18 protein-coding genes and 1 pseudogene are annotated in these 14,331 nt (G+C 33.0%); 15 read left to right on the top strand and 4 right to left on the bottom strand.

What is annotated here, in order from left to right; translation table 11 throughout:
• Positions 1-331: hypothetical protein (locus IPK14_27980; GenBank protein MBK7997072.1), on the top strand; the 331-nt coding region annotated here is incomplete at its 5' end.
• A gap of 826 nt (positions 332-1,157) precedes the next feature.
• Positions 1,158-2,285, top strand: coding sequence for an alpha/beta fold hydrolase (locus IPK14_27975; GenBank protein ID MBK7997071.1), 1,128 nt, complete (start codon positions 1,158-1,160; stop codon positions 2,283-2,285).
• 447 nt (positions 2,286-2,732) lie between these two features.
• Here IPK14_27975 and IPK14_27970 read toward each other — a convergent pair.
• A pseudogene (locus IPK14_27970) lies at positions 2,733-3,478 on the bottom strand (IS1 family transposase).
• 259 nt (positions 3,479-3,737) lie between these two features.
• On the opposite strand from IPK14_27970, the gene IPK14_27965 reads away from it, so the two are divergent.
• Positions 3,738-3,989, top strand: a complete 252-nt coding sequence (locus tag IPK14_27965) for a hypothetical protein (protein MBK7997070.1) — start codon at positions 3,738-3,740, stop codon at positions 3,987-3,989.
• Positions 3,990-4,339: 350 nt separating this feature from the next.
• Positions 4,340-4,732 (top strand): hypothetical protein, encoded by a 393-nt coding sequence (locus IPK14_27960; GenBank protein ID MBK7997069.1) that lies wholly within the window; start codon positions 4,340-4,342, stop codon positions 4,730-4,732.
• Between the two features lie 453 nt (positions 4,733-5,185).
• On the opposite strand, the gene IPK14_27955 is transcribed toward IPK14_27960, so the two are convergent.
• Positions 5,186-5,476 (bottom strand): response regulator, encoded by a 291-nt coding sequence (locus tag IPK14_27955; GenBank protein MBK7997068.1) that lies wholly within the window; start codon positions 5,474-5,476, stop codon positions 5,186-5,188.
• 614 nt (positions 5,477-6,090) lie between these two features.
• Positions 6,091-6,276 carry a hypothetical protein gene (locus IPK14_27950; GenBank protein MBK7997067.1) on the bottom strand — a complete coding sequence of 62 codons (186 nt, stop codon included), beginning with the start codon at positions 6,274-6,276 and terminating at the stop codon, positions 6,091-6,093.
• Positions 6,277-7,349: 1,073 nt separating this feature from the next.
• On the opposite strand from IPK14_27950, the gene IPK14_27945 reads away from it, so the two are divergent.
• The 4 genes from IPK14_27945 (at position 7,350) to IPK14_27930 (ending at position 9,548) form a co-directional block, all read left to right on the top strand.
• The gene (locus IPK14_27945) at positions 7,350-8,039 is read left to right on the top strand and encodes an exo-alpha-sialidase (protein ID MBK7997066.1); all 690 of its coding nucleotides are present in this window, start codon (positions 7,350-7,352) and stop codon (positions 8,037-8,039) included.
• A 646-nt stretch (positions 8,040-8,685) separates the two neighbouring features.
• On the top strand, positions 8,686-8,934 hold the full coding sequence (locus IPK14_27940; GenBank protein MBK7997065.1) for a hypothetical protein: 249 nt from the start codon (positions 8,686-8,688) through the stop codon (positions 8,932-8,934).
• A gap of 167 nt (positions 8,935-9,101) precedes the next feature.
• Entirely contained in the window at positions 9,102-9,254 is a 153-nt protein-coding gene (locus IPK14_27935) for a hypothetical protein (protein MBK7997064.1), read from the top strand.
• A 150-nt stretch (positions 9,255-9,404) separates the two neighbouring features.
• Complete coding sequence (locus IPK14_27930) at positions 9,405-9,548, top strand: hypothetical protein (GenBank protein ID MBK7997063.1); 144 nt, start codon at positions 9,405-9,407, stop codon at positions 9,546-9,548.
• 86 nt (positions 9,549-9,634) lie between these two features.
• Here IPK14_27930 and IPK14_27925 read toward each other — a convergent pair whose 3' ends face one another.
• Positions 9,635-9,817 (bottom strand): hypothetical protein, encoded by a 183-nt coding sequence (locus tag IPK14_27925; GenBank protein MBK7997062.1) that lies wholly within the window; start codon positions 9,815-9,817, stop codon positions 9,635-9,637.
• Positions 9,818-10,931: 1,114 nt separating this feature from the next.
• Between IPK14_27925 and IPK14_27920 the strand changes: the two genes are divergently transcribed.
• From IPK14_27920 to IPK14_27890, 7 genes are all read left to right on the top strand, one after another.
• Complete coding sequence (locus IPK14_27920; GenBank protein ID MBK7997061.1) at positions 10,932-11,105, top strand: hypothetical protein; 174 nt, start codon at positions 10,932-10,934, stop codon at positions 11,103-11,105.
• A gap of 493 nt (positions 11,106-11,598) precedes the next feature.
• On the top strand, positions 11,599-11,739 hold the full coding sequence (locus IPK14_27915; protein ID MBK7997060.1) for a hypothetical protein: 141 nt from the start codon (positions 11,599-11,601) through the stop codon (positions 11,737-11,739).
• Positions 11,721-11,852, top strand: coding sequence for a hypothetical protein (locus IPK14_27910; protein MBK7997059.1), 132 nt, complete (start codon positions 11,721-11,723; stop codon positions 11,850-11,852). The genes IPK14_27915 and IPK14_27910 overlap by 19 nt, the downstream gene beginning before the upstream one ends.
• Positions 11,827-11,985, top strand: coding sequence for a hypothetical protein (locus tag IPK14_27905; protein ID MBK7997058.1), 159 nt, complete (start codon positions 11,827-11,829; stop codon positions 11,983-11,985). Before IPK14_27910 ends, IPK14_27905 begins: the two co-directional genes overlap by 26 nt.
• A gap of 14 nt (positions 11,986-11,999) precedes the next feature.
• Positions 12,000-12,200 carry a hypothetical protein gene (locus IPK14_27900; GenBank protein ID MBK7997057.1) on the top strand — a complete coding sequence of 67 codons (201 nt, stop codon included), beginning with the start codon at positions 12,000-12,002 and terminating at the stop codon, positions 12,198-12,200.
• A gap of 859 nt (positions 12,201-13,059) precedes the next feature.
• Positions 13,060-13,236 carry a hypothetical protein gene (locus IPK14_27895; GenBank protein ID MBK7997056.1) on the top strand — a complete coding sequence of 59 codons (177 nt, stop codon included), beginning with the start codon at positions 13,060-13,062 and terminating at the stop codon, positions 13,234-13,236.
• A 132-nt stretch (positions 13,237-13,368) separates the two neighbouring features.
• On the top strand, positions 13,369-13,788 hold the full coding sequence (locus IPK14_27890) for a hypothetical protein (GenBank protein ID MBK7997055.1): 420 nt from the start codon (positions 13,369-13,371) through the stop codon (positions 13,786-13,788).
• The last annotated feature ends 543 nt before the right edge of the window (positions 13,789-14,331 follow it).

Genomic DNA, 14,331 nt, shown 5'->3' with positions numbered 1-14,331 from the left:
TAATCTAAATAGAAAAGAATCTTTGTGTATAAATGAAGAAATGGAAAACCTCACAAAATGGTATATCCAATCAGAAATAGAGAATGTACGTAATCTTGAAAAAGCCCTAGAAAACAAAAATTTTAATACTCTAATTTTATTAGGTGATCAACTTTATGGACATGGGGCTAGTTTTGGTTTTCCTTATGTCAGTAGAATTGGCAAAAGAATTGAGATAGCTGCTATTAGCCAAGATTTGAGTCTTCTTAATCTCTTAATTCTTTCTCTCAAAATTTATTTATTTGACTTGCATATAGCTAACTTCAATCTTGATAACCCTTTGTTAAATTAAATATAGCAAGCTGTAAGGCTAGTTGCTCCATAAACCTTGTAATCTCATTACAAAATCAAATAAGCTTTAAACTAATATAAACCGTTTTGCTTGCCAAAACTATTATGGATAATACAGCGGTAAGCGACATATAGAATAACAAAATTGTCTGTAAGTCTTTGTTTTCGAAGTACCTCTGTATTCTTTTGCTTGTTTTACCGTTGTATTTTTCCTAAAAACTTTTATGAAGGTTAATATTCGTAACAAACCCAATCTAGTCAACAATGGCTAGTGAAACTTAATATTTGGAAGAAAATTGCTCATAAAGTTTCTTAATAATTAGAGTCATTAGAACTATGAATATTGCAAATATGGTTAGTATGATAAATCCAAGAAATAACCAAGAAAAAGGATTAAATAATCCTTCAAGTAACCAACCTTCCCTGCGAGACAGAAATAGACATAACATAAATGTATTTCCTTTATTGGAGTTCTTTGCATATCCGCCAAAATAAATATTTTAGAAATAACTTAAATTAAATAAAAGAAATTAGCTAAATTATAAAATTTCACACAAGACTTACCACAAGTTCTATTACTATAAATTTTAGGGATAAATATCTGTAGTACAAGTGTGACAGTTATTAAGGTGTTATAGTATTATTTTCCTACTATTAAGTTTTTATCTAAAAGCGATTTCACTTTCCCAAAACCTAAAACTATGGGCAAGAAATTAAACTTTTAGGGAAAACTCTTTTATCGTGATTTATTCATGATGCTTTTTGAATAGAAATTACGCGTCATCTTATGACAAGAAACAGGTTAATTTAAAATTTTAGGAGGTTTTGTGAAAAAAGTATTTTTTAATTCTATTTTAGGGTTCTTGCTGTTTACATTGTTGACTCTAACCAATGCATTAGCACAAACAACTAGTTCCGTTGTAAAGTTTAATGTCCAATTAAGAAGCAATGTTAGCGTTCAAATGGGAGCAACTGTTATTGCTAAAAGTGGTTCTCAAAAAGGCAAACACTCAATATTGGTTCTAAATGGAACAGGACAAACAAGCAAAACATTTATTCCTCTAGCACAATCACTTATTGCTAGCGATGCAAATGTTTCCAAAATGATACTTCTTGATCATCCTGGTCATGGTAATAGTGGATTTCCTGTAGGTGCTGTTAAATTCGGTGATCTTACCATGGATGATTATGTAACAGCTTTATTAGGCTCTTTACGACAACTTAAATTTAGAAATATTAGACCAAATGCCATTCTAGGACACAGCTTAGGTGCTGAATTAATTCAAATGGCACAAACTCGATTAGTAAACAGTGGAAGAAGCTTGAGTAGGGATTTTGGAATAAGATCAGCTATTTTTATAGTTCCAGATATTGCTAATCCATTAGCTTGGGCTGCAATTGATGCTGGAGCCGCAGATCCTTTAGCTGCTGCATTTGTAAGAAATGATGCTGATCTTGGAAATGTTTTTGATCTTTTAACTTTACCTGGTGGGCCAGACACTTGGGTAGGATTATTCTATGGTAATCTTTCTGGTACAATAGTTCCTGGTTCCCCAACACCTTCCCAAGCAGTTTCAAATGGTTTTATTGCTCTCGATTCAGGTGCAATGGTAAAACAATTAATTGGTTTACCTGACACTCCTGGTGGCCCAAGAAAACCTCGTCCAACAATTGCCGCTAACACATTTTCTAGAAACAGTGGTACACCTGCTGGAGTAATAGCTCTTGAGCAAGATGGCCTGTATGTTTTTCCTGATGAACATAGAAATGTTTATCGATTTGTAACAGGAGACCAAACAGACAAGCTTTTCTTTTCATTCACTGGCTCTAACACTGTTCACAATCTTCATACCATCACACCAGGATTTTATAACAATGTAATCAAACAAATTTTATCTTCTTGTGATGATGACAATGATGATGATGATGACAATGATGATGATGATGATAACTAAAAGCTAAGATAGTGGTAGTGCTAAAGCAGTAATGCTGAATAGAAATTCAGTATTGCCTGGAATGCAGGTTTAGAAACGAGTTTCGGCCAAAATGAATTGTCTCTCAGCATTACACTTGTACCACTACTGCAAAAATTATACTTACCTAACGTTAGGTAAGGAAGCATAAAAAGCTTTTGCTTGCCAGAATTATTTTTGATAAAGTATTTTTGCTAATAAATGAGAGTTCAATTTGTATGGTGTATGTGGATTATTAATTACAGTTAATATTTTCGAGTTTGGTCAATAAGCCAAATGCCTAAACTGCCCAATACAAGCCAAATAGCTGCTACTAATAAGCCAGCTAGAGACTTGCCAATGGTTTCTGAAAAAAGGTTATGCAATGGTTCAAGGAATGAAAAGTAAAGTAAAACGGTCGTGTTCCAAAAGAGTTGGAAGAGCAAAAAATCAAAAAGAAAATTCAAGACGATTGATAAATAAGCCAATAACTAAACCATGAAAAAAATAGTTTTAGAAAAGCAAATAGTTTTTCTAACTAAACGTTTAATACGAGTGCGAAAATCAAGATTTTTTCTTCAATTTGTTGAGTGTTTTCTTTACCAATAGTGTGATGTTCAGCAGGTAAATTTCGGTCATATGCTCCCCAACTATCAGTATAAAAATGACTTATAGAGAATGGTTCTAATAATTTTTTAACTCAAGAAATGCGTCATCATCCCTTTTACCTAAAACATATGCTAATATTTTTTTACTGTCTTTTCTATAAGCATACCATAACCATCTTTGTTCTTCTTTTTTGCCTATAAAGCTCCACATTTCATCTATTTTTTCTACTTTATAATTTTGTTTATCTTGAATTTTATGTATTTCAACACTAATAGCTTGTCCATTAAGATTCAGTAACGCAGTGTTTACTTGCTTAATTTCTGAATGTTTTTTTAACTCATTTAATACAGTCGTTGGGCTTATTTTAAGACTCTTGCTGTATCTCTTATTCCACTACCATTTATTGCCATTTCTTATTACTTGTTTTTTGTTGTTTCCAAAATTCCTAGATTACTATAATCTAATATAAATGTTACTTTTTACATTCTTCATTTGTACAGCAATATCTTTGTTTGCCTTGCTTATTTACTCCATATTTGATTACTTGAGTTTCATTACAGCTGACATTTTACTTGTATTGTTGCCATTTTCTTTTTCCTGATTTTTTGTTTTTTTTTTTGTATTTTATCACTCCTTTTTTTTTATAAACAACTTCTTTGGAACGACCTATAGGACTTTTTTTGCATTTTAAGGTGAGATTAGGTGATATATTTTCCGGCTTTTCTGAATTTTAGAGTAATACGTTTTTTAGAAGTTGTCACTAGTATGTAAGAAGGCAAATCGCTTTCTTTTATATAAATCAAACATCATTTGTCTAAGGAGGGCAGCAATAGCTGAATATTCACTATGTTATCTTACATACTAACTATATTTCTTTCTATTTTTGGCACTCAGCCAATGTATAACTCAACCATTACACCACCACCGCCACCACCACCAACCCCTGAAACTACTCAGATAACACCCCCTAATTTGTTAGACCAGGACATTAAATATTATTACGCATTGTTATTTAATGTTAAAGGAGAGTTAAGAGGTTATAGCTTCCAATTTACGTATACAGAAAACATGGGAAAACAAGTAGTAATACAGATGTAAGGCTGAGTAGAAATTTAGTATTGCTTAGAACACTAGTTTAGAAATGAGTTTCGGTCAAAATGAATTCTTGTTCAGTCTTACATTTTGCCCACTATCAATTTTCTCTGTAATTTTTTGTAATTTGTCACTTCATTATGCAAAACAAATTTAATAGGAGGATTTTAAGAAAAATATTATGAAAAGATTAGTAACTTTGTGCTTAATTTTGGTGGGCTTTTTTGTTTTTAAAACATGGTAAGAGTAAATCTAAGCGTTCAAGCAATGGCCCAACAGCTTAGGAGTAATATTTCCCACATATCAAGGTTTAATAAGTTGTGGTGGGTCTACCTCGCCAACGTACTTTCGTGTAGATGTCTAAAGACCCACTGATCAAAAGCAGATACAAAAGCCCAAGAATAGCTGTTTATGGGCCCAATCAACAGATAACTTATTATAGAGTTACAGATTCCTATTGGAAAAACCGAGGTGCTGGGCCTGGTAAAAAGCTATCTTTTTTTGGAAATAATGGATCTAGTGGGGTCAAACTAGTAGTAGATGCTAATGATTTTCAGCATCCCACTACAGCAACTTTAAATATAGCTGGGCAAACAGTTTATTTTTCTAATGCAACTCAAACAACTTCTGGTTACTACTGGACACAATATAGTTATGTAAACTATACAGAATCTTTCACTTGCCCAGAATCCGCTAGTCTTGACCCTACTTACAATGAATGTATAAATAGTGTTAGGTTTACACCTTAATTTGTTATAATAATTATAATTTACCAGTCAATAATTTTTTGACTGGTAAATTAATCAAGTAATCTCACAGAGTTAAATCTATTTGTTTCCCTGAGCTTGCTTAAAAAACACAGCACTTTTACAGTGTTAACAAAATGGTTTTGCACAGGTTAAGAACATAAGTTTTTGCTACTTTTAATAAAAATCATCTGCTTTAGTACTTACATTTCTGCAAGCCAAAATCGAATTTTGGGAATTATGAGATGACAAAAGAAAGTAAGGTCGTGTTCCAAGAAATGTTTATAAAAAGAGTGATAAAATACAAAAAGAAAAACAAAAACCAGGAACAAGAAAATACCAACAATACAAGTGAAATGTCCAAGCTGTAATGAAACTCAAGTAATCAAATATTGAATAAATAAGACGTGATTTATTGCAAATAAATTATTGTAGTTATCTACTTTATGTAAAATATTATAAATATTTTAGTAGCTTTTGTGCTGTAAATGGTTTTGCTATTAAAGGAACATTTTGTTTTCTAACTTCATCAGCTAAATCAGAAGTTATCAAACCTGTGACTGCCATAAGTTTTATTGCTGAGTTAATTTTTCTTAAAGCTTTAATAGTAGCAAGTCCATCCAGATTAGGCATCATTAGATCCATTACTACCAAAGATATTCTATCTTTATTGATTGCATAAGTAGCAATAGCATCTGTACCGTCATTTGATGTTAATACTTTATATTGATAAATTTCTAATATCATTTTAGTAAGTTCACGTAATGTTTCTTCGTCATCTACTACTAAAATTGTTTGGCCTTAATGCGCAGAATATCTTCTTCCAAGTTTAATAATCTTTCAGCAGTAGACTCTTTATAAAAAGGTAAATAAATATTAAATTCACTACCTATTTCTACTTCGCTATTAACAACAATAAATCCTCCATTTTTTTAAGATTCTCATCACAATGGGAAGTCCCAAACCTGTTCCTTTTCCAGATCCTTTAGTAGTAAAAAAGAGGGTAAAAATTTATTTAAATTCTCTGAAGAAATGCCTGTACCAATCTCTGCAATACATACTAAACACATATTCTCCTGTAGAAATATCTATTGTCTTTTGTTGATAAGATTCATCCACAAAAAAATTTCTTACTTGAACACTTAGTTGACCTCCTCTAGCATAGCATCACGAGCATTAATACATAAGTTTAGTATAACTTGATGATGTTTTCTGTATTATTACCAACAACTACACCTAAATTTTCTTCTATATTAATACTAATATCAATTACCCTTAGGGAAAGTTTCTCTAATCAATAGGTCTATCTCTGAAAATAATTTATTAAAGTCTATTTGTTCTTTTCTAAGCTTGTTTACGTGTTAAAGACAGCACTTGAGAACTAAGTTTGAGCCTCGTTTAATAGTATCTTCAATAGTATTTACTATTTTGTGGTCTTTAACATCGGTAAGTTTTCTTCTAAGCAACTGAACAAACATTAAAATGGGAGTTAAAATATTGTTTAAGTCATGAGCAATTCCGCTAGCTAATGTGCCTATACTTTCCATTTTTTGAGCCTGTATTAGTTGGATGGTAGTGCTTTTACTTCCTTAAATCTAAAATATAAGAAAAACCTGTTTCTTGACTATTAAAAAAAAATGCTCCTACAAGTAAAATAGGTATTCGGCTACCATCTTTACAAAAATACTCTTTTCAAAAGCAGTATAACCGCCACATTCTTTTTAATTCTTTAATAGCAAATTGATCAAGTTCAGCATATTCAGGTGGAGTTAAATCTTTCCAACGAAGTTTTCCATCAACAAATCTTGTTGGTTATAACCAACCATTTTCAAAAAAGCATCATTAGCTTTAGTTATACATCCATCTAAATTCCCAATTAGTTACTCTAAAATATTATGATTCTACTAAGCTATTTAGCTGTGTTTGGCTTTCTATAAATGATTGTTCTAATAATTTACACTGTGTAATATTTTCATAGGTAATTATTAAAAATAATTCTTCTTCAAGATAAAATCTTGTTACTTTACTTAAAACCAATTTTTTTTTGTTGATGAACAAAAAACATTTTCTATTTCAAACTCTGTTTCACCACTAAATACTTCTTCAATACCTTGGAAAAATTTTCTAGTTCCTGTGTATTTTCTTTTATATCATCACAAAGCTGAAAATAATAATTTTGCCCCCTACTGAAACTTTACTTAGGAAAAGATATTTTCTTCTCTAAATTTTTGCCAAATTTTATTTGTAAAAACAACTGTCGCATTTATATCTAAAACAGCAATATAAATGGGTAAAGAGTCCAGTATTTTAGATATAAACTGTTTAGGCATAAGCAAAATTTTCTCAGCATTTATCTAATTACACCTCAATAAATATCTATTTTTATCAATAGTAACGTTTTAGAGGAAATGAAAAAATAAGTAAACAGAAAAATTAAGTAGGTATAACCTCTAAATTAATATATAAGCTTTTAGTTTTCCCCTTCTATTAGCTAAATTTATTTACAAAAGATATAAAACCATCAAAGGCAAATAGTATTTTAATTGATTGCTTCGATCTGTTATTTTTCTAGTATTCTTCTTTTTATAAGCAAAAATAAAATATCTATGGAGTATTTTTAATGAAGGCTAGGCTATCATTCCTATTAATAATCTTATTTTTTCTTACTTTATTTTTTCCTTTAATAAAAGCCCCTATTTATCTATCAAATAATCAAAATAATTCTACTAGTAATAATTCTAAGGATAAGCGTCAAGTAGTGTCTAACTGGCTTAAAGCTAGGTTACAAGCTCAAATTAATGGAAATAGTTCTGAAGCTTGGCAAAGAGAAGTCCCAACAAATTTTGCTAGCTTACAGAATTTTACTAAAGATAAAAAATTTGTAATCCCTTCAAATATTTTGCCTAAACTTTCTAAAAGTTTACAAAATTATTTTTATCAACAAGCGATTAATGAGCCTTTCCCTTTAGCAGTAAGTGATAATTTTCAAATTAATGATCCTGCTTTAGAAACAGGTGCAAGAGTACAAAATAATACTGCAAGTGCTGTTAGTGGTGACAATATAGTAGTTGCTTATAATGATATTGGCACAAGAATTTCTGCTGTAAGTTACTCTAATGATGGTGGGGAGTCTTGGAAAACTACTCATATTCCAGAACTTACGGGTGGCAGAAATTTTGGTAGCGGAGTAGTTGCAGCACAAGGTAAAGTATTTTATTACACTGGTTTAGCAGTAACAGCACAAGGACAGCCAGCAATTATTTTTTCCCGTTCAGATGATGCTGGAAAAACTTGGTCAAGCCAGTTTTAGTTGCTGCTCCTAGCGGTTCAGCTTTTCAAGATAAACCCTGGTTGCTGTAGACACTAGCAAAACATCAACTCAAGGTAATGTTTATATTGGGTGGACAGATTTTTACAGTGGTTGGAGCTAATATTGGCTCACGCATTGTTTGCGCTACTTCTAAAATGCTGGTGATAGCTTTACTCGCCCTGTAATTTTAACGCCTGCTGATACTTCATGTTAAGTGTTCAAGGTGTAACAATTGCTATTGGCCCGGACGGTGATGTCAACAGCTTGGGGTGATGATGCTGCCGCAGGAATTTATTTTTGCTCGTTCCAATGATGGTGGCTTGACTTTACACCACCTGTTTTAGCTGCTTCGCTTGAAACTTATGTTTTACTTGGAATTTTTCTTAATAGCCATTTTGATGCTAATGGATTACCAAGTTTAGCTGTTGATTCAAGCACTTCTGCTAATCGCGGAACTCTTTATTTAACTTTTAGTTCACCTTCTCCTAGTAAACAAACTGATCGTTCAGATGTGTTTTTTGTTCGTTCCACTAGTCAAGGTGCAACTTGGAGTCAAGTTGCTAAAATTAATGATGATAATACTTTAACAGATCAATTTACGCCTTCTATTGCGTTAGCAATGATGGAACTGTTGGTTTAATGTGGTATGACAGACGAAAATGATGAATTATTTAATGGAATGTTAGAAGTTTATGGAACAACTTCTAGTGATGGCAGCTTAAGCTTTAGCCAAAATCAACGCATAAGTAATTCTAGTTGGGCGGTTCCACTAACTACCCCTGTAGGGATACGCAGTAACTATGATGATTATAATCAAATGAGTGCGGTTAATGGTGGATTTTTCTTTAATTGGGGTGATGATCGTAGTGGTAAAGACCTGATGTTTATGGGATAAAAAAACTACTTCCTTTTAATAACAGTAATTTTATTCTTGCTCCAGTTACACCAGCACAAAACCACATTATTGCAGCCAAAGAACGCAATTTAGATTAAAAGCCTTAAATGCTTCTAGTTCATTTACTTTATCTGCTCGTTCAGATACAAATTCAATTAGCTTTGAATTTGAAAACCGAAATACTGCCAATGGTCAAATGGTTAATGTCCGTGCAATTACCAATAGTAATGCCATTAGGTACTCATCCAGTTATTATTACAGCTACAAGCAGTGATGGAGCTATAACAAACACAACTTTTAAGGTTAAATGTTATTTCTGATAAAAATAATAGTTTCCTTTAAATGTTTCTAAGTCTATTAGCCGAAGCATTCAACCTCATACAGTTATAGATAAGCAAAGGTGCAATCAATAGTGTTTGGAGTGATGATAGAACTGGAGCTTTAAGAATTTATTATTCGTTCTACAGACAATGGAATTAGCTTTTACTGATCCTGTGGATGTTTCTTTAACTGATAATGCAAACATTAGCCCACAAATTTCTATTGCTCCAGATAATAGCATTCATATTGCTTGGCAAGAATGCCTTAGATATAGCCTGTCAAATAAGTTATAGCCGTTCAACAGACCAAAGGAAAAAGCTTTTCTTGAACCAAAATATTTCTCCAGATATAGAATTTTCTGAACTACCTAGCATTATCACTAATCCAAATGGTGAAGTAGTGGTTTTTGGGATGCAGCTAAATCTTTAGGTGAAGCAAAATTTGAAATTTTTGCTAGTAAATCTTCTAATAATGGTGAAATTTTTTCATTTCCTAATGCAGTTGTAAGCGATGGTGGAAGAAATCTCTTTACTACAGCAGCAACAAGCGATGGTAAAGGCACTAGTTATTTAGCTTATGAAAGTTGTAGCGTGGCAATTGTAGAATTGAGATAAAACGTTCTCAAAATGGTTTTGATACATTTGTTGATGGTGCAACGGCTTCCAGGAGATTTAAGTTTTGCTATTCGCCCTGCGCTTGCTACTACAGTGAAATGGTATAATCCAAGCACAATGAACAGTATCTTTACACGGACAAGGAAATCGTTTTGAGGATTTTGCCTCAACTTCTAATAACAATGGAGATCGCTTTAACACTCCTAAAATGTCTCACGTACTACAGAAACTTCTAATGATGCTAGTATCTTAACCATTAACCAACAAGTCTATATTGCATGGCGAGATCTTTCTACAGGAGATCTGATATTTTGCTAGTTAAATCTACTGATCAAGGTAATACTTTTTTCACAACCAACAAATATTACAATTAATAACACTATCTCACAGTTACCCACTCTAGTATCTGATTCTAGCAGCAGTGTTTATCTAATGTACCAGGATGAAATTGATGGTAATGATGAAATTTATTACTTAGAGTAGATGGAAACGCTCCTCCAGCAATGATTGATAGCTTTTCACCTGCTAGTGGGGCAATATCGGAACAACTCTAACAATAAGAGGTCGAGCTAGCACAAACCTCAACTATAACCATTGGAGGAGAACCAGCAAAATTCTTTTCTCTTCAGCAACAGAAATCGTTGCCATTATTCCAGATAAATAAAAGTGGAATAAATTTCTTTAACTACTCCAATGGTGTAGTTATTAGTAAAGATAATTTCACAATAACAACCCTGTTCTTACTTTACTTGCTCCTATAGGAAGAAAAAAATTAAAAGCAGGAAATAGTTTTGTTATTCGCTGGCAAGCAGAAAACTTTGATGTTGCTAGCTTTGATCCGCTTTTATCAATAGATGGTGGACATCTTTCCCAATGATAATTACTCAAAAATCTGGTTGCAACAGATGGGAATGTTTACCCGCATGGTTGTACCAAAAATAAAAACCAAAACAGCACGAGTTTCATTAGTTGCACGTACGCAAAATGGTTTAACTTTTACAGATAACAGCAAAAATAATTTCAAAATTAAAGCTAAGTAATTTCATAGACCTAGGGAAAAATATGACACCAGAAGAATTCCGCCAATTTGGTTATAAAATAATTGATTGGATTGCAGATTATCGAGAAAATCTATCTGATAAACGTGTAATGTCAGATGTCCTACCTCACAAATTAGTAAACAATTACCTTCTAACCCTCCAAATAAAAAGCAGAAAAGTTTTGAACAAATATTAACAGACTTAAATAAAAATATTACTAGGCATTACCCATTGGAATCATCCTAGTTTTTTTGCTTATTTTCCATCAAATGCTATTAGTTTCTGTCCTAGGAGAATTACTGGAATGCTGGATTAGGTGTGAATGAATGAGTTGGCAAACTAGCCCAGCGACTACAGAGCTAGAAGAAGTAGTAATGAATTGGCTAAGGCAAAAATGATTGGGCTACCAGAAAGTTTTGTCGGGAGTTATTCAAACACAGCTTTACAGCTACATTAGTAGCTTTACTTTGCGCGCGGAAAAAGTAGTAACTATAGTCAAACATAGCAGGCTTCAAGGCGAGGATTCACCTTTGTTATTTACACTCTGAACAAAGCCATAGTTCTGTTAACTAAAGCAGCACTTCTTGCAGGTTTTGGTAAAAATAACTTACGTTTAATTTGATACAGATAAAAAACTATTCAATGCAAGTTGAATTCATTAGCTAGTGCAATTAAACAAGATTTCGCAAATGGACTTAAGCCTTGCTATTATAGCTACAGTAGAACAACTTAACACAACTGCTGTAGATCCAATTAAAGAAATAGCTGAAATAGCTGAAAATATAATATTTGGCTACATATTGATGCAGCAATGTCAGGCTCAGCAATGATTCTGCCTGAATGCCGCTATATGTGGGACGGCGTGGAAAAGGCAGATTCCATATTATTTAATCCTCATAAATGGTTAGGTGTAGCCTTTGATTGTACAGCTTATCAGGCGTGACCCACAACATTTAATTCGAGTTATGTCTACTAATCCCACATATTTGCAGACTAACGTTGATGGACAAGTAAATAATTTTAGATTGGGCATTCAACTTGGGCGACGTTTTCGCGCCCTTAAACTTTGGTTTTAATTGTTGAGTAAGGTGTGTCGGGTCTACAAGGACGTATCAAACGAGATTTAGATAATGCTAATTGGTTAAAAGAACAAATTGAAACCAATCCCGAATGGGAAATTGTTGCCTCCAGTATTTTTCAAACCCTTTGTATAAGACATATACCTAAGCCTAATATGGATGAGCAAGCAATTGCTACACATAATTTAAAGCTTGGAGTAAAGAATCAATGACTCTGGAAAAGCTTTATTTAACGCCTTCTATAGTAAAAGGTAAACAATTTGTTCGTATTTCTGTTTGTTTGAAAACTACTGAAGTGAGAGTTAGAAACATTCGTGTATTTAATACAACAAGTAGTTAAAGAATCTTAAATTTATAAGACTAAGTTCCTCCCTCCAAAACTTATTTTTACATTTTTTTGGTTAAATTATCTATCAAGTTTTTATTAGGATTTGTTAGATACATTACATAGACTCAAGAGAAACTCTACACTGCTATATAATGTTTTCCCTTTTAATCCCTTATAATAAAATCAATCAGAGAAATCCTATTAGAGTAACCTACTGTAAAGGAGGGTAAGTGAGGAAAAAAATTTTACCTCGTTAGCCTTAGCTTAATTTTCGCATTTGTAGTTCTGGACAACTAGCAAATGTACGATATTTCTAATCTGGTGCAACTAAGCAAGTTTGACCCAGGCAATGTATAGATGAGCAAAGGCATTTAATAAGATGGTGAGTCATATCGAATAAGTTTAAAAACTTGCAAACCAATTTATAAGGAGAACACTTCTCAAGAAGAAGGATCAGTTTGCCTTCACAATTAAACCCACCGACGCTACGAAATAATAATAACTACTGATGGTTTTAACACTCAAACAACTCGCTTGATTTAATATTGGGCCCTACAGGTGCTAGCAAATTTTTTTCGAAAATAGGTGCTACTTCAAATCATTAAAGTAGTTGCTCAAAGTAGTAGTGTTGATGGCGAAAAACAGAAAATAGCGGCAATATTGATGAGGTAATATTGAGTCTTTACCAATTAACCGACGCAATTTTTTAGATTTTTCTTAACTCACACCAAGAGCAGTTACAGATGAACCCACGCCAACAAGGAACACACATTGTTAGCTCAATGCTAGCTTTAATGGGCAAAGCCCGTTTTAACAATCTTTACTGTGGTTTAGAGAATAATGGGCCTGTTGGAGGTTCTGTTGGGTCCAATTTTTTGAGCCAAGATGCTGTACAGGAATTTCTGTTGTTTCGTAGATAGCTATTCTGCCAGTGGATTTAATCGTGCGTTTTAGCAGGAATTGTTAATTGTTACTCGCGGGTGGTGGAAATGAATTATGGTAATACATTTCTTCTTACGCAATGATACCATTATTTGGACGCATTGCTAATATTGAGCCAGAATTTAAGCAATATCAATTTGTGGCTTTTGTTGTGGCCCAATCAAAAAAGAAAAAAGCTTTTTTATTTTCTTTCTTCGTTTGAGCGTTTATCAATAAACAAAAATAATATTACAACAGTAGATGAATCTAGGGTCACGGCCAAGCGTCAAGGATTTTTACTAATATGGTCGGTTCCATTTTCTCAAGCAACCACATTTATACTTACAGAACTGATTTTAAATAAACCAATGATACCTTTATGGTGCGCTATAACTTTGGTGGCTCATATAATGGTGCGGCTGAACCTTTGGCGTTTAATTGGTGAAACGAATACAGAGGCAAAAGCCAGAGAAATGCAATTGCTTTTAATAAACACTTATATTAATGCTGGCCTTGCATCTAGTAAAAACAAAACGTCTACTACCGAGTAATAGAGAAATTACCTATCTGTAACAGGCGAATAGGTGATCCACAAGTACAAATATTTGCTCCTGAAGGAAGGATTGTATTAGGTCAGGAAGTTCTTTCCTACCACAAGTTAAGAGATTACAGATACAGGTCACTTTAGAAATACACAACACGTCTCCTTTCTAATGAGGCCAAAACAAATAAAATTTTGGTATAGACTTAAAATATATCCGTTTTACTGCACCTCTTGACTTTTTGTGCATAGAGGTTTATCTGTATTTACCCCATTGATTTAACTCCATTTATTGGTACTCCTACATGAACAAGCCCACAAACATTTGACCTAAACACGCACTTCCAGAACAAGGAGCACTTAAAGGCGAAACCCTTGAATTCATGTCTTAGCTCAAGCGGCAGGTTTTCCAGCAAATCTTTAATTTAGAAACTTCTCATTCCCTACTTTTCTTGCATGAAGGTTTTTCTGACCGTGCATTAGAAAATCTGCCATGTCGTTAGTTACTCCCATTTGACCAAAAACGACATAAAATAAGCTCTTAACTTCACCC

This window comes from Blastocatellia bacterium, assembly GCA_016713405.1.
Taxonomy (GTDB): Bacteria; Acidobacteriota; Blastocatellia; order Chloracidobacteriales; family JADJPF01; genus JADJPF01.
The sequence above is the reverse complement of the archived record's forward strand: the minus strand, read 5'-3'. Positions and strand labels throughout refer to the sequence as shown.